Here is a 26,437-nt window from a genome sequence, read left to right on the forward strand (position 1 = left end):
TTAACAATGTTGGCGCACTGGGCTGAAACACAAGCCCATTCTGGAAAAAAACAATAAAAAAGCTACACAGAGAGCTTCTCCGGGTAGCTTTACGAATGAAGCCAAATAGTCTTGTTAATCCATTGTACTTCGAATCAATTTAAAGCAAGGTAAAAAAATAAAAAAATGGGGAGTCGCCTCCCCATTTTTGCCTTACTGACATGATTCTGCATTGAATCTATTCAACGAGTCTCAGGCACCCGCCACTTTTGGCTGCTCATGGTAAATCAACAATGGCTTGGCAGCATTAGTAATGGAGTTTTCATCGATCACCACTTTTGCCACATTCTGATGGCTAGGCAAGTCATACATAACATCCAGCAAGGAATGCTCAAGGATCGAACGCAAGCCGCGCGCACCGGTCTTGCGTGCTATTGCCTTCTTGGCGATCGCCTGCAAGGCGGCTGGGCGAATTTCGAGCTCAGTGCCTTCCATCTCCAGTAATTTGGCATATTGCTTGATCAGGGCATTCTTGGGCTCAACCAGGATTTGTATCAATGCAGCCTCATCGAGTTCGTTCAAGGTTGCGATAACAGGCAAACGGCCAACCAATTCAGGAATAAGACCAAACTTGATCAGGTCTTGCGGTTCGGCGTCCTGCATGACTTCGCTGGCTGTCTTTTCTGTCTGGCTCTTCACGCTGGCAGAGAAACCAATACTGCTGCGCTCGGAGCGATCTGAAATGATCTTGGCCAGGCCATCAAATGCACCACCACATATAAACATGATATTGGTAGTGTCTATCTGTATGAAGTCCTGGTTTGGATGCTTGCGGCCACCTTGTGGCGGCACAGAGGCCATGGTGCCTTCAATCAGCTTCAGCAAGGCTTGCTGCACACCTTCACCAGATACGTCACGGGTAATGGAAGGATTATCGGATTTACGGGAAATCTTGTCGATTTCATCAATATAAACGATTCCTTTTTGCGCGCGTTCGACTTCATAATTGCAATTTTGCAGCAATTTTTGAATGATATTCTCAACGTCTTCACCAACATAACCGGCTTCAGTCAATGTCGTTGCGTCAGCGATGACAAAGGGTACATTCAACATGCGCGCCAGTGTTTGGGCCAGCAAGGTCTTGCCGGAACCAGTAGGGCCAACCAGCAAGATATTGCTCTTGGCCAACTCAACGTCATCCTTCTTGCCCAGATGCTTGAGGCGCTTGTAATGGTTGTACACGGCAACTGCCAGGATGCGCTTGGCTGTCTGCTGACCGATGACGTACTGATCAAGCAGATCAGTTATTTCTTGGGGTGTAGGTAACTCGGTTTTTGCGCTGGCAATATTGTCAATTTCCGACACTTCATCACGAATGATGTCATTGCACAGATCGATGCACTCATCGCAAATAAATACGGATGGCCCTGCTATCAGTTTTTTAACCTCATGCTGACTCTTGCCGCAAAACGAGCAATAGAGCAACTTTTCTCCGCTGGAGGATTTTTTATCGGGCATGATACGTATATGAAATAAACAAAATTAATCTAGGATGCTCCGCTTGCATATTACCCGCAAAAACGGCTTTCGTCATGGCATCAATAAGCAAGTTGAGGGATCAATGCGACATTATAGAGCAGAATAAAAAAACGCCCGAACCATAGCGGAGCGGGCGTTTTATTTTCTACAAGCTTATTACGCGCGATGGGCTAATACTTTATCAATCAAACCATATTCCGCTGCCGCATCTGCCGACATGAAATTATCACGGTCTGTATCTTTGGCGATCTGATCCAGGCTACGGCCGGTCTTCTCAGCCAGAATGCCATTGAGGCGCTCACGCAGGTACAGGATTTCACGTGCCTGGATTTCAATATCAGATGCCTGACCTTGGGCACCGCCCAGAGGTTGGTGAATCATGATACGAGAATTTGGCAAAGAGAAACGCTTACCCTTAGCGCCAGCTGCCAGCAAGAAGGCACCCATGGATGCCGCCAGGCCTGTACATAAAGTCGAGACATCCGGCTTGATGAACTGCATGGTGTCATAGATCGCCATACCGGCAGATACTGAGCCGCCAGGAGAGTTGATGTAGAGGGAAATGTCCTTGTCAGGATTTTCGCTTTCCAAAAAGAGCAACTGGGCAACGATCAGATTTGCCGCCTGATCATTCACAGGGCCAACCAGGAAAATAACACGCTCCTTGAGCAGACGGGAGTAGATGTCGTAGGCACGCTCCCCTCTGCCACTCTGCTCAATGACCATAGGCACCATGCCCAGCATGTTTGTGTCCAGTGCCGAATTACGGATGATGCCTGTCATGTGTTTTCCTTTTTGCTTACGCTTGTGCGTTGTTACCCATCAATTCGTCGAAAGGCAGAACCTTGTCTGTGACTTTCGCCTTACCCAGAACATAGTTAACGACGTTTTCTTCTAATACAAGGGCTTCAACTTCAGCCAGACGGTTACGATCACTGAAATAATATTTTACGACTTGTTGTGGATCTTCGTAGCTTTGTGCGAAATCTTCAACCTGAGCCTTGATCTGCTCTGTTGTAGCCTGCAGGTTGTTTGCCTTTACCAGCTCAGCCAGGATCAGGCCCAGGCGAACACGACGCTCAGCTTGTGCAGCAAACAGGTCGGCAGGGAAAGGAACGTCTTTGACGTTCATGCCGCGCTGCGCCATATCCTGGCGTGTCATTTCTGCCAGGCGTTCGCCATCCTGTGCAACCAGAGTCTTAGGTACGTCAAAAGCGACTACCTTGACCAGAGCGTCCATGACGCTTTCTTTGGTTTTGGCCTTGACGCGCCCACGAACTTCACGCTCCAGATTTTCTTTGATATCGGCGCGCATTTTGACCAGATCACCATCCTCAACGCCCAGCATCTTGGCAAACTCTGAATCAACTTCTGGCAAATGCGCCCATTCCAGTTTTTTCAGGGTGATGGTGAATTCTGCTGTCTTACCAGCAACATCCTTGCCATGGTAGTCTTCAGGGAAAGACAACGGGAAAGTCTTGGACTCGCCTACTTTCAAGCCGATGGTCGCTGCTTCAAACTCAGGCAGCATGCGACCTTCGCCCAGAACGAATACGAAGTCATCTGCCTTGCCGCCAGCGAACTCGACACCGTCGATCTTGCCAACGAAATCAACAGTTGCACGATCTCCGTTTTGCGCGGATTGATCTGCACCGCCATCACCATGCGCCCCCTGTTCACCTTTGACGTGGAAATGTACACGTTGTTTGCGCAGGATATCGATAGTTTTTTCGATTTCAACATCAGTCACATCGGACTTGACTTGCTCAACTTCGGCGGCAGCCAGGTCACCGACGGTGATCTCCGGGTACACTTCGAAAGTTGCGTCAAATGCCAGACTGCCTTCAGCAACGTCTGCACCAGATTTTGGCTCTATGCTAGGGTAGCCAGCAACGCGCAATTTATTTTCATTGGCAGCCGCCGCGAAAGCCTGACCGACTTTATCGTTCAGCACTTCTGTTTCTATTTGATAGCCGTATTGCGCAGCCACCATTTTCATAGGTACTTTACCAGGACGGAAACCAGGCGCTTTTGCTGTGCGTGCACGCACTTTCAAACGTTTTTCAACTTCCGATTGCACATCAGCGATCGGGAAAGAAATCGTCAAGCGGCGTTCCAATTTATCTAAAGTTTCGACTGCAGTTGCCATGAAAATCGTCCAAATAGTAAAAATTCTGTGGTGCGAGGAGGGGGACTCGAACCCCCACACCATTGCTGGCGTCAGGACCTAAACCTGGTGCGTCTACCAATTTCGCCATCCTCGCGGGATGTATGTTTATGTTCACCGGCGCAATGCCGCAACACGCTCTACACGGCCGTTACAAAAGCAAAGGGCGACCCGATATTCAAGCGTCGCCCAAAACTGATGTATGTGGCATTACAACTCCAGCCCGATATTCTACTGGATTTTGCCATCGTGTGCCTTATTTTTTTAAAACCAGTTATGGAATCCTGATTTAGTGATTATTTCATGACCTGCCGGTCGGACGACCGGCAGGCTTACCTGATCAAATCGTGGTTTTCTTCACGCGGAACCAGGCTGCATACAAGGCAGGCAAGAACAGCAGAGTCAACGCAGTCGCAATGATCAGGCCTCCCATGATAGCCACCGCCATCGGCCCCCAGAACACCGAGCGCGACAACGGTATCATCGCCAGTACTGCCGCTGCAGCCGTCAGGATAATGGGGCGGAAACGACGGACAGCCGATTCCACAATCGCATCCCAGGGTGCAGCACCCTCGCTGATGTCATGCTCAATCTGGTCAATCAGGATCACCGAGTTACGAATGATCATGCCAAACAGGGCAATAACACCGAGCTGCGCCACGAAACCAAATGGACGTTGCAATATCAACAAGGCCATCGCCGCACCCGCCACACCCAGAGGTCCGGTCAGGAACACCAGCACAGAACGCGAGAAACTATGCAATTGCAACATCAACAGGGTGAAGATGATGAAGATCACAAATGGCACATTGGCAGCAATCGACTCCTGCGCCTTGCCACTGTCAGCCGCAGCACCTGCCAGTTCTATCTTGTAACCAGGCAAGAGGCTGGCCCTGATCTGATCAAGCTTGGGTGAAATCTGGCTTGATACGGTCGGCCCCTGTATGCCATCGACCACATCGGACTGCACCGTTACCGCCCATTCACGCCCTTCACGCCAGACCACACCAGGCTCCCAGACGAGATTGATACGGGCAACTTGCGACAAAGGCACATACTTGCCACTACCGGTTGGCACATTGGCATTACCCAATGCATCTATGGTAGAGCGCTCGTCAACCGGCTGACGCACCACGATATCAATCAATTTATTGCCGTCACGGAACTGCCCTACCGTTGATCCCGTCAATATGGTGTTGGCAGCACGCATCACAGATTGCGAGGTAATACCCAATGCACGCAATTTATCCTGATCCAGATCAATGCGCACAACCTTGACCGATTCGTTCCAGTTGTCATTCACACCAACGGTATTCGGATTGGCGCGCATGACCTCTTTGACGCGATCTGCAATTTCCCTGACCTTACTCACTTCCAGGCCTGTCACACGGAATTGGACAGGGTAAGGAACGGGCGGACCATTCGGCAAAAGCTTCACACGACCACGCACTTCAGGAAAATCTTTCTTGAAAGCGTCAATGATTTTCAGACGCAAAGCCGCCCTCGCCTTCAAATCTTTGGGCAAGACCACGATCTGCGACACGTTGGTTTGCGGAAAAATCTGGTCCAGTGGCAAATAGAAACGCGGGCTACCCGTACCGACATAACTGGTAACGCTCTCCACCCCCTCCTGCTTTTGGATGAAGGCCTCAAACTTCTTGGCCTGCGCTTCAGTTGCCGTGAATGATGATCCCTCGGGCAACCACAACTCCACCATCAATTCCGGCCGGCTGGAGTCGGGGAAGAACTGCTGCTCAATGAATTTGAATCCATACACACCCAAACCAAACACCCCAAGCGTGATAATGATGGTGGTCTTGCGCCACTCTACACACCAGTTCACCAGGGAACGGAAACGGGTATAAAACGGCGTATCAAAGATTTCATGCTCACTACCACCGCTACCACCATGCGGCTTGACCTTCAACAGCAGGTAACCGAGGTAAGGCGTAAAAATCACCGCTGCCAGCCATGAAATCAGCAAGGCCAGTGCATTTACCGAGAACATGGAGAACGTATATTCACCGGCAGCAGATTTTGCCAGGCCAATAGGCAAGAAGCCTGCAGCGGTAATCAGGGTGCCGGTCAGCATGGGCATGGCGGTAGACGTATAGGCAAAGGTGGCGGCATCAAAGCGCGAGAAACCCTCTTCCATCTTCCTGACCATCATTTCGACTGCAATAATCGCGTCATCGACCAGCAAACCCAGGGCAATGATCAATGCGCCCAGCGATATCTTGTGTAAATCAATATCAAATATGCGCATGAACAGGAAGGTGATCGCCAGCACCAGCGGTATCGTCAGGCCAACTACCAGACCCGGCCAGATATCGAGACGGAAAGGCTTGGTATGCAAACCCAGCGCCAGGAAACTGACCGCCAGCACGATCACAACAGCCTCTATCAGTGTGCGAATAAATTCACTTACCGAAGATTTCACCGCATCCGGCTGGTTGGTCACCTGTTCCAGGGTAATGCCCACTGGCAATTTTGCCTTGATTTCAGCAACATCATGCTGCAAATGTTTGCCCAACTCGATGATATTGCCGCCTTTTTCCATGGAAATACCCAGGCCGACCACTTCCTTGCCATTGAAGCGCATCTTGTCTTGCGGCGGATTTTTGTATTCGCGCTTGACTGTAGCAAAATCACCAAGACGGAAAGTCGTACCATTGGCGCGCAACTGCAGGTTTTCCAGCTCCTTGACTGTCATCAGGGCACCGGTAACACGTACCTGCAGGTTATCTGTTGAGGTAGTCAGAACACCGGTGGCCTCCACCCCATTCTGGGAATTGATCTGGCCAACGATGGCGTCAAATGGCACACCAAGTTGCGAGAATTTTTTCTGGGAAAATTCGATGTTGATCTTTTCGTCCTGCACACCAAACAATTCGACCTTGGAAACAGAAGGTATGCGCAAGAACTGCTGACGCACAAAGTCAGCATACTCTTTCACTTCTTCATACTTGAATCCATCACCAGACAAGGCAAAGATGGAGCCATAGGTATCACCGAATTCATCATTGAAGAAAGGGCCAATGACGCCAGGCGGCAAAGTCGAACGGATGTCGCCTATCTTCTTGCGCACCTGATACCAGGCTTGCGGCGTTTCCTTGGGCGGCGTCGATTCACGCAACTGCAGGATGATTAAGGTTTCACCTGGTTTGGAATAGCTGCGTATCTTGTCTATATAAGGTGTTTCCTGGAGTTTTTTCTCCAGTTTGTCGGTCACCTGATCTGCCATTTGCAAGGCTGTGGCGCCCGGCCAGATCGCTCTCACCACCATGGCGCGGAAAGTGAATGGCGGATCTTCATCCTGCCCCAGCTTACCGTAGCTGAGTATGCCACCCAGCAACAGTACGAACATCAGATAGCGCGTGAGCGGAATATGCTCAAGAGCCCATCTGGACAAATTGAATCCACGGGAAGTATCACTCATTTGGCAGCCCCTGCACCGGAAGCCGCTTCATTGGCCGCAACTGACTTGGCTGGTGCAGCAGGTGCTGCTTCTACACCAAGAATTGTCACTTTCTGCCCATTCTTAAGCAGGTTGGCGCCTGCTGTCACAACCACCTGGCCAGGCTTGACGCCACCGGCAAGCAAGGCTTCTTCACCAGAAGAACCGGCAACCTGCACTGGCACCAGTCTGACCACGCCAGATTCCACCACCCAGACCGAGGATGCGTTTTTTTCCTGGAACAAGGCGGTCAAAGGTACCTTGATGGCGCTGTTGGGATTTTTGGCGTTGAAGTTGACATAGGCTGTCATGCCCAGTTGCACATCCTTGACATCGGCTGGCAAGCTGATCTTGGCTGTATAAGTGCGCGTTACAGTATCAGCGATAGGTGACAGCTCACGCAGCTTGCCAGGTATTGATTGACCAGGGCTAGCCCACAGGCGCACGCTCACATCCGACATCTGGCGTATGGAATTAACCTTATCCTCAGGAATACCAACCACTACATCCATAGCTCCTGACTGAGCGACACGCACCACTGGCGTGCCGGCAGCAACCACCTGCCCCACTTCAGCATCTATACCGGTGACAACACCGTCAATATCAGCGACCAGGCTGGTGTAGGCAGATTGATTTGACTGATTTTTATACCCCGCCAGAGCCTGTTCGTAACTGGACTGCGCCGCCTTGGCTGCAACCTCCTTGGAGTCGAGCACGGCAGCGGCAACAAAGTTCTTGGCGCGCAATTCCTGGTAACGCTTCAATTCGGCCCTGGCCAGGTCACGATTGCTTTCTGCCGCAGTCAGACCAGCCTTGGCCTGCATTTGCGCCAATGCCAGGTCTTGCGGATCAAGCTGCATCAGGACCTGACCGCGCTTGACTACAGTACCCGTCTCCACCTTGCGCGAGACTATCTTGCCCGGCACCCGAAAACCCAGCCTTGATTCAATTTTTGGCCTGACCTCGCCAGACAATTCTGCACTCACGTCAATATTGCTGCTGGCCAGCGTGATGGTCCTGACCGGACGGATGTCTTCGGTTTTTTCAGCAGGTTTTGAGCAAGCCACAAACAGCGCGGCCGAAACGAGGGCGATGGCGACGGTAGCAGCACGCCTGCCAGCAAACTGTCGAGCCAGAGGATGGATGGTGGTTTCTGGTGTTAACACAGGAGTTTTCCTTTACTATGCAGGCTTTGCAAGCCGGAACGATACAAGTAATGTACGGCAGTACGACGATTATCAAGATTGATACTAAAGATACTTATTTACAATTTTCTGGCTATTCTCGTTATTAATTTTTTGCAATGAATTGCTGAGCAATATCAAATAAAGAGGAAATAACTGACTTTACGGTTAGTAATTATAGTTAAGCCTCTTGTTTTTGCCAATGACTTTTCAGTCATTAAGCTTTTTCATTACATTCTTTTCCAGAAACACCTTTAAAATCTCTAAAACCCCTGAAAATGTCTGTTAACCATTACGAAAATTTCCCGGTTGCCTCATTGCTTTTACCAGCAAGTCTAAGACCTGCGGTAAAAATCATCTATGCTTTCGCACGCAGCGCCGATGACATTGCCGACGAGGGCGATGCCAGCCCAGAGCAAAGATTGATGGAATTGAGTAAATATGAAAGCGAACTCGACGGCATAGAAAAAAATAGTAGCAGCGAATCGCAACTATTCAAGGACTTGTCTGCCGTCATCAAGGAATTCCAGCTACCACTACAATGCTTTCGCGATTTATTGTCTGCCTTCAAACAGGATGTCGTGACCACTCGGTATGCCGATTTCCCTCAATTGCTTGACTATTGTGCACGCTCGGCCAACCCCGTTGGCACCTTGATGCTGCATCTTTACCGGGCTGCCACACCCGACAATTTGCGTGATTCAAACGCCATATGCAGCGCACTGCAATTGATCAATTTTTGGCAGGATGTCGCCATAGACTGGCAAAAGCAACGCATTTACCTACCACTAGATGACATCAGCCGCTTTGGCATCAGCGAGCAGCATATCGCCAACGGCATGCTTAACGAAGACTGGCGATCACTCATGCGCTTCCAGACAGGCCGAGCCAGAAACATGATGCTGTCCGGCAGCGGCCTGACCAAACGCCTGCCAGGCAGGATAGGCTGGGAATTGCGGCTGGTTGTACAGGGTGGTCTGCGCATACTCGAAAAAATCGAAGCAGTCGAAGCCGATGTCTTCAGACACAGGCCTAAACTGGGCAAGGCAGACTGGCTGAAAATAGCCTGGCGCGCTTACAAGATGCAGTCACATTGAATGCTCTGGTCCGGGGCACAGGCATAGCAACCGATTGCGCCTTATCCCACCTTGTCAAAATCTGTTAGCCGGGGCATTTCTCATACATGTTTACTACGATAGCAGTAGGAGTTATCCGGGATTGAATTTAAAATAAATCATACCCGCAATTCACTCTAATCAGGTATTGGTGAGAGACTGCGCAACTAACGCGGCCCACGAATCCTTCATCTATTTCCGGAGCATACCTTGCCAATCAGTCGAACCTGCCTCACTTGCATAAGCCGATGTGCTTTCCTACTATGTTTGTTGCCACTACATGGCTGCACCGTTATTGCCATTGCCGATGCCGCAGTATCGACCACAGTCAAAGTCGGCAGCGCAGTCGTTGGGACGGCCGTCGATGTGACACGGGCAGGCGTCAGAGCAGCGACTGGCAGTTCAAGTGACAACAGCAATCAGAACAACAACCAGAACAAGTAAGCCATCTATCTTGTACATCAGCCAATTGCCCATCATGCCGACCGCAGCACAAATTGCCAAGCACAGGGAAATACAGACCGCCGCCAAGGCAGTGCTCGCGCGCCTTGCTGGCGTGATTACTTCGGAAGACACCGAGCAAAGCATCGCCGACAAAGCGTATGCGATGCTGTGCGAGTCTGGCTATACTGACACCTGGTACCACAGCTGCCCTGCCCTGGTTTTATTGGGCACACGTAGTTGCATGTCCATATCTGGCCGCGATTACCAGCCGGCTGCAGAAGCGGTAGGTAACGCCAACCTGGTCACTGTGGACCTGAGCCCCATGCACGAGCAATTCTGGGGAGATTGTGCACGCTCTTTCCCCATTGAAAATGGCCGGGTCACCCAGACGCCGCAATTGCTCGAATTTCGCAATGGCCTGTGCTTCCAGAGACACCTGCACGCGCAGATGCTGGAGGTGGTAACCCCCAAGACCAGTTTTGGTCAATTATTTGACTGGGCCAATTTACGCATACGTCAAAATGGTTTTGTGAATCTCGACTATCGCAACAATGTCGGCCACAGCATCGTCACGGATCGTGATGACAGGCAGTTCATCCACTCGGACAATAACCTGGAATTAGGCGAAGTCGGATTTTTCAGCTTTGAACCTTTCATCCGCCTCAAAGGCGGCAAATGGGGTTTCAAGCACGAAGGCATCTTCTATTTCAATGATCAGGGCAAACTGGAAGAACTGTAGGGGCGGCCCCTCAAACAAGACTGACAACGCAGCGACATAGAGAAAAAGCCGTACAGATCATAACTGTACGGCTTTTTGTGGATAGTGCCATCCTTTTTCTGCATGCACAAACGGGGCCCGCCATTGGCAAAGCCCGCTACAGTTCGGTCAAGTCTTGGCGCAATCCACAACAATGTTTGCGGATGCCGCTGGATTAGACTCAATGACGGTCCCGGTAGCACCGGTAATCTTACATGTTTGCCCCGTTGGCTGCGTCACCACACTTATACTGAATGGCGTGCCATTCAACCAGCTCCAGCCGAAAGCATAGTTGCCCGGTGCGGTCACTGTATAGTTATCAACATAACCATTGACAGTATTGGCAACTGTCAGCACCAGGCCAGCAGTCAAGCCATTAACGGTAAACTTGACCGGCGTAGCTGGTATGCAAGTCACGCTTGCAGTCAGTGCCGCCGCAGGGTTAGCCAGGCTGGCAACACCCTTGCCATTAGCAACTGTACAATATTGTGCGGCAGGAGGTACGCCAACGGTGATGTCATAGGCGCCACCATTGACCACATAGTTAGGGAACAGGAAACTGCCATTCGCAGTAACTGTCGCTGTCGTTGCTGCATTGTTATACAAGGTGATGGAGCCCGTGTCCGACATACCGCTCAGTGTGCCGCCAATCTGTACATTCGGCGTACAGCTCACCGCAATATTGTTAACCGAGCTTTCACCGGTCATTCTGCCTGTGCCGTTTGCCACGGCGCAATTAACAGTATTTGGCTGGGTCAGCACGGTAATCGCGTAATTGGCATTACTCGCCACATTGAATGAAAATGTACCGTCTGCCGTCAGTGTTTGCGTGTAATTGGCCTCATTGCGCAACACCAGCGTATTGCCAGTACCCAGTCCAGTCACCGTTCCACCCACCGTGGTATACACAAAACCGCCACATCCGGCGGCGACGATACCAATACCAAGCATTACTGCTGTTAATTTCATTTTATTCAAGATGATTGTCCGAATTGAGTGTTTTTTCAAAAGCTGCGTTTTGAGGAACGCAATTATCGCCGCCTATTATACGAGTTAGCCATGATTAAGGAGACAATTCTTCATTTCCATTACAATCTGTTACGGCACGATCAGACTTTACCAGGGGCACAAGGTTCCGCAGCATATCTACTTAAAGCATCTTCGCGAGAAATTTACATTAAAAACACCTTTACAATGGCAATATCTGCATAATTAATAATCATTTCACAATTGTCATGTAAGGTAAGCTCCGCACAAGATTTGTGAGCTTAGCCACAGTTTGTTAACATAGCTACTTTTTTGGCATTTGCCGCCGCCACTTACCAGACCATCAAGCATGTCCCCAGACGAATATTGCCAGCAAAAAGCTGCACAAAGTGGCTCGAGTTTTTACTACAGTTTTCTTTTTCTTCCACAGCCCAGAAGGCAGGCAATTACCGCCCTGTATGCGTTTTGTCGTGAAGTCGATGACGTCGTTGATGAAAGCAGCGACGACATGGTTGCACGCAGCAAGCTGAGCTGGTGGCGTCAGGAAATCCAGGCCATGCTGACCGGGCAACCCACCCATCCAGTCACCAAGGCATTACTCCCCCACATGAGCACCTACCAGCTTGAGGGCTCTCACCTGACAGCGATCATCGATGGCATGGAAATGGATTTGAACCAGACTCGTTACCTTGACTTCCCCGCGCTACAGAAATATTGTTGGCATGTGGCAGGCGTGGTCGGCATCCTGTCAGCCAGCATTTTTGGTATTACTAATCCGCAAACCCGGGTATTTGCCGAAAAACTTGGCCTGGCTTTTCAAATGACCAATATCATCCGCGACGTCGGTGAGGATGCCCGCAAAGGCAGGATTTACCTGCCCGTCAATGAATTACAGCAGTTTTCGGTAACAGCTGCCGATATTCTCAATGCCCGTCACAGTCCGCAATTTGAAACCATGATGCAGTTCCAGTATGAACGTGCGCAAAAACTGTATGACGAAGCCTTTGCACTGTTACCGCCAGAAGACAGGAAGGCACAGAGAACTGGCCTGATCATGGCGGCAATTTACCGCACCCTGCTGGTGGAAATACAACGCGATGGCTTCCATGTACTCAATCAACGCATCTCACTGACGCCCATCCGCAAATTATGGCTGGCCTGGAAAACCTACGTCCGTGGCTAAACAAAATACCCTGAAAGACAAAGCTGTCGCTGTCATTGGTGCAGGCTGGGCCGGCTGTGCCGCAGCTTGCGAGCTCGCAGAGCAAGGCGCGCAGGTTAGTCTGTTTGAAACCAGCCGTATCCTCGGTGGACGCGCCCGCGGTTTTGCCATACAGGACCGGCAACTCGACAATGGCCAGCATATTTTGCTTGGCGCATATAAGGATAGTTTGCGCCTGATGCGCAAGGTCGGTGTCGACACAGATCGGGCCTTGCTGAAACTACCTTTGCAAATGGTGTACCCGGAGCGCGAAGATGGCATGTCTTTTATCGCGCCCGGTTTGCCGGCCCCCGCACACCTGCTCTTTGCGCTGGTCAGGGCAAAAGGACTTGCATTTGAGGATAAACTGGCCCTTGCCAGGTTTTCATCCACCGCACGCTGGATGGGCTGGCAATTGCACCAGGACTGCAGCGTCACCGAATTGCTGGAACGTTTTGACCAGACACCACGGCTATGCCGCCTGATGTGGAACCCGCTTTGTATTGCAGCCCTAAACACTGCACCGGAGAAGGCATCGGCCCAGGTATTCCTGAATGTACTGCGTGACAGCCTGGGCGCCAGTCGAGCGTCTTCCGACATGCTGATACCGCGTGTTGATTTGTCTGCCCTGTTCCCGGAGCAAGCTGCTGCCTTCATCAGGCAAAAAGGGGGCCAGGTTTTGCTCGCACAGACGGTCAACGCCATCGACCAGGATGCACAAGGCAAATGGCAGTTGAGACTGAAGCAAGATACGGAAAATACCAGCATAACAAGCTATGACGCCGTGATACTGGCCACTGATTTTGCCAATGCCAACAGGTTGCTGGGTACACTGCCCGCAAGCGAACCGACATCAAGGTCAGCCAACCAGACAACAGTGATGCAGTACGAAGCCATCACCACCTGCTATCTGCAATATGCAGAAAAGCTGCGCCTGCTGCGCCCTATGCTGGCTCTGCTCGATAGTCCGTCTGAAAAAAAATGGGGGCAGTATGTGTTCGATCGTGGTCAATTACGTAGCGATCAGGCAGGCTTGCTCGCTGTTGTTGTCAGCGTATCGGTGCAGGCATGTGAGCTTGACCAGGCGGAACTGGCCGCTGATATCGCCAGGCAACTGGCGCAGAGCCTGGATATGCCAGAACTGGCGCAACCTCTCTGGTTTAAATGCATCTCAGAAAAACGCGCCACATTCAGCTGCGCACCAGGGCTGATCAGGCCAGAGAATCGCACTGCATACACCGGACTATACCTGGCGGGTGACTATACCAAGGGCGACTACCCGGCAACCATAGAAGGTGCCGTGCGCAGTGGCGTAGCGGCCAGCATTGCCGTCCAGTCTGATTTCAAGCTGGCTTGACCGGCGAATGAGCACTGCTGGTCAAAGACGAAGTCAATGCGCTTCATCCTTGACCACACAAGCTGTTTTACATATTGCTGTCCACATCGCGGATTTTGCTCAGAGCCTCTTCTATCCTGTCCACACCTATGATGGTCAGGCCTTCTATTTTTTGTTTTGGCGCATTTGACTTCGGTATCATGGCAATGGAAAAGCCAAGTTTTGCCGCTTCGCGCAGACGCTCCTGACCACGTGGTGCCGGCCGTATTTCGCCTGCCAGGCCCACTTCACCGAATACCACCAGCCCCCTGGGCAGAGGTTTGTTGCGCATGGATGAATTAATCGCCAGCAGCACTGCCAGGTCCGCAGCAGGCTCGGCAATCTTGACGCCACCAACCGCATTAATAAAGACATCCTGATCAAAAGCAGCAACGCCTGCATGCCTGTGCAAGACGGCCAGCAACATGGCCAGGCGATTTTGTTCCAGCCCCACCGACAAACGCCGGGCATTCGGTGCATGCGAACTGTCCACCAGGGCCTGGATTTCCACCAGCAAGGGCCTGGTACCTTCCTGCGTCACCATCACACAGGAACCGGCCACCTGGGTATCGTGCTGGGAAAGGAACAAGGCAGAAGGATTGGATACGCCTTTCAAACCCTTTTCTGTCATGGCAAACACGCCCAGTTCATTGACAGCGCCAAAACGATTCTTGATGGCGCGCACCAGGCGGAAACTGGAATGCGTATCACCCTCAAAATACAACACCGTATCGACAATATGCTCAAGCACGCGCGGGCCGGCCAACGCCCCCTCTTTGGTGACATGGCCGACCAGTATCATGGTCACATCCATGGTTTTGGCTATACGCGTCAGTTGTGCCGCACATTCACGCACCTGCGCAACCGAACCAGGGGCAGAACTCAAGGCGTCAGAATACATGGTCTGTATGGAATCAATGACCACCACCTGCGGCCTATGCTCAGCCAGGGTATTGAGGATTTTTTCCAGCTGTATCTCAGCCTGCAATTGCAGATCCTTGGCATCGAGTGACAGGCGCTTGGCGCGCAAGGCGATTTGCGCACCGGACTCTTCACCGCTGACATACAACACCTTCTTGACACGGGCGAGGTTGGCCAGGGCTTGCAGCAATAAAGTGGATTTACCTATGCCAGGGTCGCCACCTATCAGCACCACGCCGCCCGGCACCAGGCCACCACCAAGAACACGGTCAAATTCATCAATGTCCGTACCAAAACGCGGCACATCGATGGCTTCGATTTCTGCCAGATTCAGGACCGGCGCCGATTGCGCCAAGCCTTGCGGTTTGGCAGAAAAGCGGTTGCCAACAGCTTCTACTATGGTTTCAACCAGAGTATTCCATTGTCCGCAGGATGGGCATTGCCCAGCCCATTTGTTGACGATGCCGCCGCATTCGGTGCACGTAAAATTGGTTTTCGCTTTCGCCATTTGCAAACCCTAATAAGCAGTAACTGCTTTCATTTTCAGTAAAAACACTGATATTTTACCCAGTAATTGGCGGTTAGCTTGCCTTATTTCACTAATTCCGCACAATTTTCATGGTATAAAGCATGCCAGTGACATTTCGTAGCAGGTAGATATAGAGCATGAATAAAGCATGAAGCGCGGTTTTTATACGATCATGGCGGCCCAGTTTTTTTCCTCGTTGGCCGACAATGCATTACTGATAGCCGCGATGGCCGTACTGGCTAGCATGAAGGAGCCAGCGTGGATGTCGCCGCTGTTGAAACTATTTTTTGTCTTGTCATACGTCTTGCTGGCAGCATTTGTCGGTGCATTTGCCGACTCTTTACCCAAGGGCAAAGTGATGTTGCTGACCAATATGATCAAGGTCGTCGGCTGCCTGCTGATGTTTGTTCATGTTCACCCCCTGGTGGCTTATGGCGTAGTGGGGTTTGGCGCTGCTGCCTATTCTCCGGCAAAATACGGCATACTCACCGAGTTGCTGCCACCAGAAAAACTGGTCGCTGCCAATGGTTGGATAGAGGGCCTGACAGTCTCTTCCATTATTTTTGGTACAGTACTCGGCGGTGCCCTGGTTAACCCCAGGGTATCAAATATGCTGCTGAGTCTTGATTTCCCCATGATTGACTTCCCCATCAATACAGCCTCTCAGGCAGCAATGACTGTCATCACCGGTTGTTATGGACTTGCAGCCCTCTTCAACCTCAAGATTCCGGATACAGGTGCACGCTACAAACACCAGCAAAAGAATCCCGTCAAACTTATCGTTGAGTTCGCCGACTGCTTCACTGTTTTGTGGAAAGACAAGCTTGGCCAGATCTCGCTGGCGGTCACCACACTGTTCTGGGGCACTGGTGCAACACTGCAATTCATCGTGCTGAAGTGGGCAGAAAAATCCCTGCACATGCCTTTGGACAAGGCGGCCATTTTGCAAGGCGTAGTTGCCGTAGGCGTCGCCCTGGGTGCAGTCGCCGCAGCGCAGTTTGTCCCTCTGAAAAAATCATTGAGTGTCATGCCGCTGGGTGTAGGCATGGGCCTGGTTGTCATCACCATGATTTTTGTGCACGATGTCTGGATAGCCTATCCTCTGCTAATACTGGTTGGTGCACTGGCCGGGTTCTTCGTGGTACCGATGAATGCCTTGTTGCAGCACCGCGGTCACGTCCTGATGAGTGCCGGTCATTCCATCGCGGTACAGAATTTCAATGAAAACCTGTCAGTTCTGACCATGCTTGCAATTTATGCACTGATGATATGGCTGAATTTTGACATCATGATTGTCATTGTCCTGTTTGGTCTGTTTGTTGCCAGCACCATGTATATGGTGATGCGCAAACATGCAGCCAATCAGCGTGAATTTGATTCACTGGCGCTGATAGGCGAACATAAGCACTGATTTCTGCTGAAGTAGTCTTGGTCCGTTTAGTCGGCGCGCTTCAATTCCAGCGCGCTGGCACGGGCAAACCAGTCAACTGGCACGACCATGCCGCGCTGATATTCCTGCATCGCCCCCTGATTTTCCTGCATCAACGCGAGCATGACGGGTGAGTCAAAATTGTCAAAATAATTTTTCAGGGCGTTGATGATATCCGCCCTGTCTTGCGTTTTGCCAAGGCTGACTTGCGCCGGAGCAAGCCAGTCCAGACGATCCAGCATCAGAGCCTGTGCAAAATCAAGACCCGGTAAATCATCCAGAGTCCAGATTGTACCGCGACAGTGATGTGCATTCAGGCCCGCCGCCAGCCCCGGCTGCAACAGACTGGGATTATCCGGCTCACGATAAAACAGCCACCCCAGAACCAATGCCCTGACCTCTGTCACAGTTCCAGGCAAAACAGCCTGTGCCAGCGGGTGACGCGACAGGGCCAGTTGCGGCCCCAGTATCTTGCGCAACTTTGCCCCCAGGCTATCGGCCAGATTGGGGCCAAGATAGTCATATAGATCACCAGGCCCAGCTTTTGTCCCAGGGTGATAAAGATAGAATTTGGTCGCCAACTCCCAATGAGCGAAGCCTGACCCCGACCGCAGTATGAAATCAAATTCACCTATGGTATTTGCCCCCTTGTTATGCACTTGCAGGCCATGCACATGCAATAAACCATGCTCACTGAGGTAGAACTCAAACAGCGTCTCGGCATACAGTCCCAGGCGTCGCGAGGGATGCTGCTGCAACAATTCAAGCAGGGCATCAGGATGCTTGTCAAGCTTTCCCAACCAGATTTGCAAAGCAGTGCTGTCTTTGACCGGTACCGGTGCAATTGCCCCCTGCCAGACATGAGCATTGGTATCCAGCAAGACAGGTGAGCTCAGCATCCAGGCGAGAGCCCGTACATGGGGATTATGCAGATGCTGCCATTGACAATGAAAATCCTGCTGGTACCCTGACATATCCATCAACTGACGGGCAAGGCTTTTTGTGCCTGGCATAAGTCTATCCAGGCTTTGCTCTTTTCCGTTGGCTTGCGCAAGAGATAAGCAGGGTGATACGTCGCCACCATAGGTATGCCCTGGAATTGATGGACCTTGCCACGCAATTGCCCTATCGGCGTTTCCATATCCAGGCCAAGCAGGGAGACCGCAGCAGTCTTGCCAAGCGCAACGATGACTTGCGGCTGTATCAGGGCAATCTGTCTGTGCAGATAAGGCAGACAGGCTGCCACTTCATCCGGGGTCGGCGGTCGGTCCTTGCCTTGCCCATCCGTCGGGCGGCATTTGACGATGTTTGCTATATAGGTTTGATCACCGCGCTGCATCCCCAGGGCCTTGAGCATATTGTCGAGCAGTTGTCCTGCCGCGCCAACAAAAGGAAGGCCCTGAATATTTTCGTTATAGCCAGGACCTTCACCAACAAACAACCATTTTGCCTGCCTGTCGCCGGTACCGAAAACCGCCTTCTTACGGCCTTTGCAAAGTCCGCAACTGACACAGGTCTCCACCATGGGTTGCAGTGCATCCCAGGACAACGCCGATGTGGGTAACACTTGCTGTGAAGCCGGATTTGCTTCGGGGGCGATGACTTCAATAAGAGGCTCAACCGGCAAGACGACCGCAGCTTTTTCTTCCCTTGTAGCATAAACATCTACATCTGCAGGGTTATCTGCAGTCGCACCCTGAGTCGACCTGGCAGGCTGCTCAGACCCAGCCTCTCGCGTCACATCATGTTGTAGCGGTTCGTCAGCGACGACAATGTCGGCGGCACCTGCGACCTGAACAGACGTAGCCACTTCTGCCTGGCGCAGCAACCATACAGGTCCAACGCCCAATTCCTGCAACGCCCTTTGCCTGTAATGTTGATCATTCATTTGCATCAACACATCCTCCGCATGACGATGGCATCTTCGCGCTGATTTTCATGTGCAGGGTAATATCCCTTGCGCACGCCGATGGAACTGAAACCGGCATTTTCGTACACGGCAATGGCACGTGCGTTGCTGCGCCTGACTTCCAGCAAAATGGATGCATAGGCATGCTCGTTGGCATAAGCAAACAGCCTGTCCATCAATAGCTTGCCATTACCCCTACCCTGATAAGGCAGGTCAACGGCGAAATTCAACAGGTGCAACTCATCAAGTACTTGCATTACCACGAAATAGGCAACAATCTCATGTCCGCTATCGCGGAAGCCAAATGCTTCATAGCCACTCAGAAAGGAATCAGTAAAATTCCCGCGCGACCAAGGGTAGGCGTACACCCGCTCTTCTATCGTCAGTATATTATCAATATCGGCAAACCCAAGCTTGCCAAAGTGCGCCATGCTTGCATTCATTTCCATGACTTCAGACTCTTTCAGCAGTTTGCGCTTTGACTTGTTCGCGCTCAGCGGTCGTCAGGGCAATCTTGTTACGCAAATACAAGGGTTGCGCCTGATCTGCCGGCACACTGCGCCCTGCTGCAAAATCAAGGGTGGCAAGGCTCAGTATCTGCTTCGCATGTGGCATGCAATTCATGCTGGCAAATTTTGTACCGGCAGATTCAGGCAGGTTCAAACCATTGCCAAGCACCAGTTGTGCCGACTCCAGAGTAATGCCCGCCAGTGCCTGGTCCAGACTGTTCAGTGCCGGTGCGCTGACCTCTACCCAACCCGCATCATCAAACCGATATTGAGCCCAATACACTTCGTTCATGCGGGCATCAAGTATGCAGACAAATTGCTCAGCCTGGCTCTGCTCACGCGCAGCCTGCGCCATAGCAAGCAGGCTGACGACTGGCAGCACAGCCAAGTCTGCACCATAAGCCAAACCCTGGACGATGCCACAAGCTGTACGTATGCCGGTAAATGCGCCCGGTCCGCATCCAAAGGCGATGGCATCACAATCACGCAAACGGATACCTGCTTCCATCAACAAAGACTGTATCGCCGGCAAAATACCCTGTGAATGCGTTTGTACACCGTTGAGTTCACGGATCAATATGCGCTCATCTGTCAGCAATGCTGCTGTGGCGAGCTCTGTGGAAGTTTCAATTGCTAAAATTCTGGTCATTTGCGTATTTTACCGTGTTCCGCCCATTTCAAGGCTGGCTTTTAGCTGCGCCAAGATAGGTTAAAATCACACCATGAACGCGATAATGAATACCGAAGACCTCTCCGCCATCAAGGCCGAACTGTTGAAAAAAGACTGGCTGATCGCCTGTCTGTGCGCAGCCTGGTGCGATACCTGCACGGCTTATCGTGACAGTTTTGATGCCTTGATGACGCAACATATGGACAAATGTTTCGCCTGGATAGACATTGAAGACCAGGCCCATCTGGTTGATGAAGTCGATATACAGAACTTCCCGACCATACTGATACAGCACCGTGACCAGGTGGTGTTTTTTGGCACCGTCTTGCCAGATCCCATGCAGTTGCAGCGACTGATCTTGTCAATGACAGAAAAATTGCCCGATGCTGGAAATCAGCGTAGCGCCCTGAATCAGGATGCACCGCCAGACTGGAATATCCGCAAACTCATTATGAACACCTGACAAGCCCCCATGCTCTTCTGAGCGATGACTTTCGCTCGGGAGCACATGAGAAAATCAGACACAGAAAAGACAAAAGGGACTAGATTTGCATCTAGTCCCTTGAATCTGGTGCGGCTGGCAGGAATCGAACCCACGACCCCTTGGTTCGTAGCCAAGTACTCTATCCAGCTGAGCTACAGCCGCGAAAAACAAGATTATAGCGAGATTCAGATGAAATGAAAAGCCCCAAGGTTTAGATTATTTCGACTTTAGGTGAAAACAGGTGTATTTACCTCAATACCCACCACCAATCCAACCCGAAAAACGAGAGCCGATCAAAGACTGAACAAGAAGCAGGCAACAACTGATACTGACGCCTGAGCAAAATAATTTCGGTAAAACCATGATCAAAACAACATCCCCGAAAGGAATACGATCAATCAGCCAGATATCAGATCAACACCATCCAACGATAATCAGCTGCCATTTACAAGCGACAACAAAGCCAGCCTTGGCGGACAATCTCAACAAATATCGGGAAAAATTCACAAAACACCGCCCAGGCGTTTTCTTGCATGACCTGAAAAGACAAAAGGGACTAGATTTTCATCTAGTCCCTTGAATCTGGTGCGGCTGGCAGGAATCGAACCCACGACCCCTTGGTTCGTAGCCAAGTACTCTATCCAGCTGAGCTACAGCCGCGAAAGACCAAGATTATAGCACAGGCATTTTCATTTGATAAGCACCCATGCCATTTTTTTAGATTTCCACCTGAGAGCCGACTTCAATAACGCGATTGCTCGGTATCTGGTAAAAATCGGCAGCATCACGGGCAATACGAGACATGGCGACAAAAACACTCTCGCGCCACATTGCCATGCCACTACCAGGACTGGAGATGATGGTCTGGCGTGAAATGAAGTATGACGTCTCCATGGCTTCAAATGTCAAGCCATAAGGAGCACACAGGGCCAGGGCGCCCGGGATATCTGGTTCATTCTTGAAACCGTAATAAACATCGATCTGGTAACAGGCGTTGCCAAGATCGGTCACCCGCACACGCTCGGAAAATGGTACCCAGGGAATCTCACGGTTATGCAATGTCAGGAAAACCACGCGCTCATGCAAAATCTTGTTATGTGAAAGATTATGCAGGAGCGCATGAGGCACGCCGTCGGCCTCGCCACGCAAAAACACCGCAGTACCAGCCACCCTTACCGGAGGGGATACAAACAGCGACCCCAGAAAATCTTCCAGCGGTATCGCGTGTTTTTTCAGATTGTCAAATACCAGTTCGCGCCCGCGCTTCCAGGTCATCATCAGTGTAAACATGACGATGCCCAGCACCACGGGGAACCAGCCACCATGGAAGAACTTCAGCGCATTGGCAGAGAACAGGGCCACATCAATAAACAGGAAAAATCCGGTCGCACCAAAACACAGCAACGGATTGTATTTCCAGCCATAACGGATGACGAAGAAAGTCAGTAATGAAGTCACGAGCATGGTGCCGGTCACGGCAATACCGTAAGCGGAAGCAAGCGCTGAAGAAGAACCAAATCCAACCACTGCTGCGACTACAACGGCCAACTGCAGCCAATTGACGGCCGGGATATAAATCTGACCGATCTCTTTGGACGATGTATGTACGATTTCCATCCTTGGCATGATACCCAGCGAGATCGCCTGCTTGGTCATGGAGAAGGTACCGGAAATCGTCGCCTGTGAGGCAATCACGGTTGCTATCGTCGACAGGATGACCAATGGATAAACACTCCAGGCTCCCAGTTGCTGATAAAAAGGATTGCCAACCGCAGCGGGATTAGCCAGCAACAATGCACCCTGACCAAGATAATTGACCGCCAATGAGGGAAATACGATCATGAACCAGGCAGCTCGGATTGGCCTGCTACCAAAATGGCCCATGTCCGCGTACAAAGCTTCGGCACCAGTAAAGGCAAGGACAACTGCACCCAGAGCCAAAAACGCCAGCATTTTATGTGCTGTCAAAAAATTGAAGGCGTGAACAGGATTAAGCGCCCACAATACGCCTGGCATCTTGGCGATATTGTACAAACCCATGCCTGCGAGGACGAGAAACCAGATAACCATAATGGGGCCAAACCATTTGCCTATCCCGGCAGTACCTTTATATTGCACAGAATACAAAAGCAACAGCACAATCAGTGTGATTGGCACCACGTAGGGGGTAAATGCCGGCGTGGCGACTTCCAGACCCTCTATTGCTGAGAGGACTGAAATTGCCGGGGTAATGACGCCATCCCCATAAAACAGCGCGGCCCCAAACAGACCCAGTACCAGCAAGGTGAAATGCCATTTGGAAGATTTACCAACAGATTCGAGCGCCAGCGCGGTCAGCGCCATGATACCGCCCTCACCCCGGTTATCTGCCCGGAGGATCAAAGTGACATACTTGATTGCCACGATGATGATCAAACCCCAGACGATAAGCGAAACCACGCCGAAAATATTCGCATCAGTCAGTTGTAGACCATGCTCTTTTGAAAATACCTCTTTCATCGTGTAAAGAGGACTCGTACCTATATCGCCGTAAACGATGCCGACAGCAGCCAGTGTTAATGCGGCGAGACTGCTTTTAGTGTGTTGATTAGCCAATTGTGTACCTTGTTATTATTGGTGCATTGCACAATAGGTGATTCCGGACAGATTTTCAAGTCACTGCTGCAAAAAAAGGACACTTGACAAGGATCAAATTCAAGCGTTTTCCATCACCAATTATCGGATCCAAATAACGAAAAATTTTATACAACCAGCGGCAAATCCAGATAAAAGCTGGTTCCCACACCCAGATGGCTCTTGACAGTCAGGTTTCCATGCAAAATGGAGGTAGTAATGTTATAACAAATATTCAAACCCAAACCACTACCGCCCTGTCCCAGTTTTGTTGTAAAAAAGGGATCAAAAATGCGCTTCTGGTTTTCTTCCGGTATGCCGACACCGTCGTCACTGAATTCAATCAGCACGCGTTGACCGTCAAGTTGCGTCACATTGATATGCATATGTCCAGCCTGACGCTTTTCAAAGGCATGCAGGATGGAGTTTTCAACCAGGTTGGTAATCACCTGCCCTAAAGACCCAGGATAACTGTCCATATGTATGTTGTAGGGGACGTCCAGATCCATGCTGTGACCAGTCTGGGTAATGCGTATATTGAGGGTGGCAATGATGTCATGCAGAACCTGGCGCAGGTCAAAACTGCGTCTCTGCTCTGATGTGCGATCTACCGCTACCTGCTTGAAACTGCTCACCAGGGTCGCCGCACTGCTCAGGCCACGCATCAGTATCTCAGACGACGTTTTGACCTCTTCACAAAAATTACTGAGGTCCGACCGGCGCAAGGTTTGCCCAGCCAATTTGCTGATCAGATAACGACTGCCATCCTGCAAGGTACTGGCAACCAGGAGACAATTGCCAATGGGGGTGTTCAATTCATGTGCGACACCGGCAACCAGAGAACCCAGCGCAGCCAGTTTCTCTTGCGCCAGCAAATGCTCCTGGGTTTTTTGCAGACGCAAATAAGCATCGGCATTGCCTAGTGCGATGGCGCCATAGGCACACAGTGAACGGAATATCATCTTTTCACGCTCGCCATAGACAAACTGCTTTGAGGACTGTATGGTCATTGCCCCCAGCACCCGCTCACCAATGATCAAAGGCGCGAACAGCATGCTGTGCACCATTTCAGTTCCCGGTATCAAACCGGGTAATTCATCTTCGGCAGCAATGTCGATGGCGATCTCGCGTCCTTCTTTCACGCAGCGTACCGAGTTGGAGACAGTGCTCGACATACAGACCGTATCAGGCTCTATAGGCACACCATTTTCCACGCCAAAAGCCGAGGTCATGCTTTGCTGATCGTCATTCATGAGGTAAATGACAAAGGCAGTGACATGCAACAAGCTATGCACGTGGCGATTCAGTGCTTCAAAGACTGCGGCAGCGTCCAGACTGCCGGTAATCTCTTGCCCGATGGCACCAAGCTTTTCCAGCACGACACTGGTCTGTTGCAAAACTTCGGCGCGCTCGGCTTCTGCTGCAGCCAGTTGCCTCAAATGCTCACTCTCTGCCTTCATGCGCTCGGTCTGCTGACTCAATTGCATGGCATTGATGCGATTTGCCGCTTCTTGCTTATGAATTTTCTCGCGCGAGATAATGGCTTCGCAGCTATATTCATAAGCTTCGCTAAAGTTGCCGGTCTTGGCATGGGCATGGGCCAGCTCTTCATACAATTCACCGGGTACGGTAAAGCCGCTGATATGCGTGGCGATATCGAGTGCCAGGCCAAGATAATATAAAGTGGCACTGGCAGCCTGCATCTGGTCTGGCACAGGCAAAAAATGACGCGCATGCAAGGCAGCCAGTACGCGCAAAACCTCAATATGCCGATAACTGTCGGTACTGTGGCGCGCCAGTTCCAGTGCTTCCAGCGCCACCTTCTGAGCCTCCTGCGCCTGCCCCAGTTGTGACAGCGCTGCCGCATAACCACGGCGTGAACCTATACGAAAATCCAGGTGATTTTTGTCGTCCGCCCAGAACATCAGTTCCGTAAAACTCTTAAGTGCTGTGTCATAGTCCTGCCGGTCCAGCGACAAGTCACCTAAATAGCGCAAGGCCAGCAAATGGGCACGCGAACCGACGACATCATTCAGTATGGGGAAGGCGCTTTCCAGCATCTCTTTGGCCGCGTCGAGTCGTCCCAGGCGACGCAGGGTTTCTGACATCTGGACCAGGCAACTGGCAATGCTGTTCGGCCAGCCTGTCTCCCTGGCAAGATCCAGCCCTTCCTGCATCCAGCGCAATGCGGCCTGATGGTCGCGCATATTATTGAACGAGTCACCGATATTGCTGGCGACGCTGATCATTCGTCTCTTTTGCCCGTACTGGCGGGCAAATTCAAATACCTGAATACCACGCGCGGCAGACTGGGCGAAATCACTGGTCAGCGAGTAGGTATAAATCAGAAATTCATTAATATAGCTGGCAAGGAGAGGATCTTCCGTCTTTCGCTCAGGATGACGGCTTGCCCCCCAACGCTCCAGTGCCAATGGCAGGTTGCGCAACGCTGTCTGGTTGGCCAGCAGGGATTCTGCCACCAGCTCACGTACACCGTCCTCAGCCTGACGAGCGAGCAATATCGCCCTTTCCAGCTCGACTTCCACCAGTTGCATGTCACCCCTTTGCAAGGCGACACAGGCCAGCAAATAATAGGTGTCAGTTGCCAGCACGGCTGTGTAGCGCGTGGTCTCCAGTGTCGACAACTGCAGGCTTTTTTCAGCCAGTTGCTGGGCATGATCAAATTCACCAAACAACCAGGCCGCCTCTGCCCGGACCAGCAAGAGCCGGGCTTGCATCAGTTCTGTACTGGAATCCGCATTGACAGCGCCTGTGGAAGATTGTGACAATTCCAGTTGCAACTGCTGAGCAGCATCAACCAGTCTCAGCGCCCGGTTTGTATCTCGCTGACGCAAATGCCAGGCCAGTCTGACGGTCATTTGCAGCAATTCATACCCTTGCAAACAAGGCAGTTCGCATTCCCATTGTTTTACTTCGTCATCTGTAACGAACATTTCCATGGGATCAGTACTGGGTTTGAAATAGGAAAGAGAATCGGTTTAAGCCCTGCCACAGAAATAGTATCAGATACATGGGAAAATTGGGCTCATCCGTATCAAGGCACCAGCATTTGAACAATGTTAACAAAAAACAAGTGTTTGTGACGATCAAGACACCCAACCATGGTCGACATCATTCTTAATTGACAATAAATGGCAAATCCTGTGA

Annotated in this window: 20 protein-coding genes and 3 tRNA genes; 7 read left to right on the top strand and 16 right to left on the bottom strand. The window is 51.1% G+C overall.

Annotated features, from left to right (window positions below):
- Window positions 1-231: 231 nt before the first annotated feature.
- The 6 genes from clpX to LZ463_RS08250 form a co-directional block, all read right to left on the bottom strand.
- On the bottom strand, window positions 232-1,497 hold the full coding sequence (gene clpX / locus LZ463_RS08225) for an ATP-dependent Clp protease ATP-binding subunit ClpX (protein ID WP_241455118.1): 1,266 nt from the start codon (window positions 1,495-1,497) through the stop codon (window positions 232-234).
- A 177-nt stretch (window positions 1,498-1,674) separates the two neighbouring features.
- Window positions 1,675-2,301 (bottom strand): ATP-dependent Clp endopeptidase proteolytic subunit ClpP, encoded by a 627-nt coding sequence (gene clpP, locus LZ463_RS08230; RefSeq protein ID WP_277623983.1) that lies wholly within the window; start codon window positions 2,299-2,301, stop codon window positions 1,675-1,677.
- 16 nt (window positions 2,302-2,317) lie between these two features.
- Window positions 2,318-3,667, bottom strand: a complete 1,350-nt coding sequence (gene tig / locus LZ463_RS08235) for a trigger factor (RefSeq protein WP_241455119.1) — start codon at window positions 3,665-3,667, stop codon at window positions 2,318-2,320.
- A gap of 28 nt (window positions 3,668-3,695) precedes the next feature.
- Window positions 3,696-3,782 (bottom strand) — tRNA-Leu (locus LZ463_RS08240).
- Window positions 3,783-4,025: 243 nt separating this feature from the next.
- Complete coding sequence (locus tag LZ463_RS08245) at window positions 4,026-7,124, bottom strand: efflux RND transporter permease subunit (protein ID WP_241455120.1); 3,099 nt, start codon at window positions 7,122-7,124, stop codon at window positions 4,026-4,028.
- The gene (locus tag LZ463_RS08250) at window positions 7,121-8,308 is read right to left on the bottom strand and encodes an efflux RND transporter periplasmic adaptor subunit (protein ID WP_241455121.1); all 1,188 of its coding nucleotides are present in this window, start codon (window positions 8,306-8,308) and stop codon (window positions 7,121-7,123) included. The genes LZ463_RS08245 and LZ463_RS08250 overlap by 4 nt, the downstream gene beginning before the upstream one ends.
- Before the next feature lie 296 nt (window positions 8,309-8,604).
- Between LZ463_RS08250 and hpnC the strand changes: the two genes are divergently transcribed.
- The 3 genes from hpnC to LZ463_RS08265 all read left to right on the top strand — a co-directional run bounded on the left by hpnC (window position 8,605) and on the right by LZ463_RS08265 (window position 10,624).
- Complete coding sequence (gene hpnC, locus LZ463_RS08255) at window positions 8,605-9,423, top strand: squalene synthase HpnC (RefSeq protein ID WP_241455122.1); 819 nt, start codon at window positions 8,605-8,607, stop codon at window positions 9,421-9,423.
- A 285-nt stretch (window positions 9,424-9,708) separates the two neighbouring features.
- A complete protein-coding gene (locus LZ463_RS08260) occupies window positions 9,709-9,885 on the top strand; it encodes a hypothetical protein (protein ID WP_241455123.1) in 177 nt (58 codons plus the stop codon).
- Window positions 9,886-9,895: 10 nt separating this feature from the next.
- Window positions 9,896-10,624, top strand: a complete 729-nt coding sequence (locus tag LZ463_RS08265) for a M24 family metallopeptidase (protein WP_241455124.1) — start codon at window positions 9,896-9,898, stop codon at window positions 10,622-10,624.
- Between the two features lie 147 nt (window positions 10,625-10,771).
- Here the strand turns inward: LZ463_RS08265 and LZ463_RS08270 are convergent, their stop codons facing one another.
- A complete protein-coding gene (locus tag LZ463_RS08270; protein ID WP_241455125.1) occupies window positions 10,772-11,611 on the bottom strand; it encodes a hypothetical protein in 840 nt (279 codons plus the stop codon).
- 367 nt (window positions 11,612-11,978) lie between these two features.
- On the opposite strand from LZ463_RS08270, the gene hpnD reads away from it, so the two are divergent.
- The gene (gene hpnD, locus LZ463_RS08275) at window positions 11,979-12,812 is read left to right on the top strand and encodes a presqualene diphosphate synthase HpnD (RefSeq protein WP_241455126.1); all 834 of its coding nucleotides are present in this window, start codon (window positions 11,979-11,981) and stop codon (window positions 12,810-12,812) included.
- Window positions 12,805-14,187 carry a hydroxysqualene dehydroxylase HpnE gene (gene hpnE / locus LZ463_RS08280; protein ID WP_241455127.1) on the top strand — a complete coding sequence of 461 codons (1,383 nt, stop codon included), beginning with the start codon at window positions 12,805-12,807 and terminating at the stop codon, window positions 14,185-14,187. The genes hpnD and hpnE overlap by 8 nt, the downstream gene beginning before the upstream one ends.
- 67 nt (window positions 14,188-14,254) lie before the next feature.
- On the opposite strand, the gene radA is transcribed toward hpnE, so the two are convergent.
- Window positions 14,255-15,634 (bottom strand): DNA repair protein RadA, encoded by a 1,380-nt coding sequence (radA, locus tag LZ463_RS08285; protein WP_241455128.1) that lies wholly within the window; start codon window positions 15,632-15,634, stop codon window positions 14,255-14,257.
- A gap of 169 nt (window positions 15,635-15,803) precedes the next feature.
- Here radA and lplT point away from each other — a divergent pair, with 169 nt between their 5' ends.
- Window positions 15,804-17,066, top strand: a complete 1,263-nt coding sequence (gene lplT / locus LZ463_RS08290) for a lysophospholipid transporter LplT (protein ID WP_241455129.1) — start codon at window positions 15,804-15,806, stop codon at window positions 17,064-17,066.
- Window positions 17,067-17,092: 26 nt separating this feature from the next.
- Here the strand turns inward: lplT and LZ463_RS08295 are convergent, their stop codons facing one another.
- The 4 genes from LZ463_RS08295 to tsaB are packed head-to-tail and all read right to left on the bottom strand — an operon-like array spanning window position 17,093 to window position 20,151.
- On the bottom strand, window positions 17,093-18,097 hold the full coding sequence (locus LZ463_RS08295) for a DUF1853 family protein (RefSeq protein WP_241455130.1): 1,005 nt from the start codon (window positions 18,095-18,097) through the stop codon (window positions 17,093-17,095).
- A complete protein-coding gene (locus LZ463_RS08300; RefSeq protein ID WP_241455172.1) occupies window positions 18,064-18,972 on the bottom strand; it encodes a uracil-DNA glycosylase in 909 nt (302 codons plus the stop codon). Before LZ463_RS08300 ends, LZ463_RS08295 begins: the two co-directional genes overlap by 34 nt.
- A 5-nt stretch (window positions 18,973-18,977) precedes the next feature.
- On the bottom strand, window positions 18,978-19,442 hold the full coding sequence (rimI, locus tag LZ463_RS08305) for a ribosomal protein S18-alanine N-acetyltransferase (protein ID WP_241455131.1): 465 nt from the start codon (window positions 19,440-19,442) through the stop codon (window positions 18,978-18,980).
- Window positions 19,443-19,446: 4 nt separating this feature from the next.
- A complete protein-coding gene (gene tsaB / locus LZ463_RS08310; RefSeq protein WP_241455132.1) occupies window positions 19,447-20,151 on the bottom strand; it encodes a tRNA (adenosine(37)-N6)-threonylcarbamoyltransferase complex dimerization subunit type 1 TsaB in 705 nt (234 codons plus the stop codon).
- Between the two features lie 85 nt (window positions 20,152-20,236).
- Between tsaB and LZ463_RS08315 the strand changes: the two genes are divergently transcribed.
- Window positions 20,237-20,635 (top strand): thioredoxin family protein, encoded by a 399-nt coding sequence (locus tag LZ463_RS08315; RefSeq protein ID WP_241455133.1) that lies wholly within the window; start codon window positions 20,237-20,239, stop codon window positions 20,633-20,635.
- A gap of 106 nt (window positions 20,636-20,741) precedes the next feature.
- Here the strand turns inward: LZ463_RS08315 and LZ463_RS08320 are convergent.
- From LZ463_RS08320 to LZ463_RS08335, 4 genes are all read right to left on the bottom strand, one after another.
- Window positions 20,742-20,818 (bottom strand) — tRNA-Arg (locus LZ463_RS08320).
- A 421-nt stretch (window positions 20,819-21,239) separates the two neighbouring features.
- Window positions 21,240-21,316 (bottom strand) — tRNA-Arg (locus LZ463_RS08325).
- 57 nt (window positions 21,317-21,373) lie between these two features.
- The gene (locus LZ463_RS08330) at window positions 21,374-23,251 is read right to left on the bottom strand and encodes a potassium transporter Kup (protein WP_241455134.1); all 1,878 of its coding nucleotides are present in this window, start codon (window positions 23,249-23,251) and stop codon (window positions 21,374-21,376) included.
- Between the two features lie 146 nt (window positions 23,252-23,397).
- Window positions 23,398-26,229 carry an ATP-binding protein gene (locus tag LZ463_RS08335; protein WP_241455135.1) on the bottom strand — a complete coding sequence of 944 codons (2,832 nt, stop codon included), beginning with the start codon at window positions 26,227-26,229 and terminating at the stop codon, window positions 23,398-23,400.
- Window positions 26,230-26,437 lie beyond the last annotated feature (208 nt).

Source organism: Undibacterium paludis, from assembly GCF_022568815.1.
GTDB lineage: Bacteria > Pseudomonadota > Gammaproteobacteria > Burkholderiales > Burkholderiaceae_D > Undibacterium.

Excerpts from the sequence above, each read along its gene's own strand:
- LZ463_RS08335 (WP_241455135.1), bottom strand. The coding sequence starts at position 26,229 with ATGGAAATGTTCGTTACAGATGACGAAGTAAAACAATGGGAATGCGAA.
- hpnC (WP_241455122.1), top strand. The coding sequence starts at position 8,605 with ATGTCTGTTAACCATTACGAAAATTTCCCGGTTGCCTCATTGCTTTTA.
- clpX (WP_241455118.1), bottom strand. The coding sequence starts at position 1,497 with ATGCCCGATAAAAAATCCTCCAGCGGAGAAAAGTTGCTCTATTGCTCG.
- lplT (WP_241455129.1), top strand. The coding sequence starts at position 15,804 with ATGAAGCGCGGTTTTTATACGATCATGGCGGCCCAGTTTTTTTCCTCG.
- clpP (WP_277623983.1), bottom strand. The coding sequence starts at position 2,301 with ATGACAGGCATCATCCGTAATTCGGCACTGGACACAAACATGCTGGGC.
- LZ463_RS08245 (WP_241455120.1), bottom strand. The coding sequence starts at position 7,124 with ATGAGTGATACTTCCCGTGGATTCAATTTGTCCAGATGGGCTCTTGAG.
- LZ463_RS08315 (WP_241455133.1), top strand. The coding sequence starts at position 20,237 with ATGAATACCGAAGACCTCTCCGCCATCAAGGCCGAACTGTTGAAAAAA.
- LZ463_RS08300 (WP_241455172.1), bottom strand. The coding sequence starts at position 18,972 with ATGAATGATCAACATTACAGGCAAAGGGCGTTGCAGGAATTGGGCGTT.
- LZ463_RS08270 (WP_241455125.1), bottom strand. The coding sequence starts at position 11,611 with ATGAAATTAACAGCAGTAATGCTTGGTATTGGTATCGTCGCCGCCGGA.
- tsaB (WP_241455132.1), bottom strand. The coding sequence starts at position 20,151 with ATGACCAGAATTTTAGCAATTGAAACTTCCACAGAGCTCGCCACAGCA.
- rimI (WP_241455131.1), bottom strand. The coding sequence starts at position 19,442 with ATGGAAATGAATGCAAGCATGGCGCACTTTGGCAAGCTTGGGTTTGCC.
- LZ463_RS08295 (WP_241455130.1), bottom strand. The coding sequence starts at position 18,097 with ATGCCAGGCACAAAAAGCCTTGCCCGTCAGTTGATGGATATGTCAGGG.
- hpnD (WP_241455126.1), top strand. The coding sequence starts at position 11,979 with ATGTCCCCAGACGAATATTGCCAGCAAAAAGCTGCACAAAGTGGCTCG.
- tig (WP_241455119.1), bottom strand. The coding sequence starts at position 3,667 with ATGGCAACTGCAGTCGAAACTTTAGATAAATTGGAACGCCGCTTGACG.
- radA (WP_241455128.1), bottom strand. The coding sequence starts at position 15,634 with ATGGCGAAAGCGAAAACCAATTTTACGTGCACCGAATGCGGCGGCATC.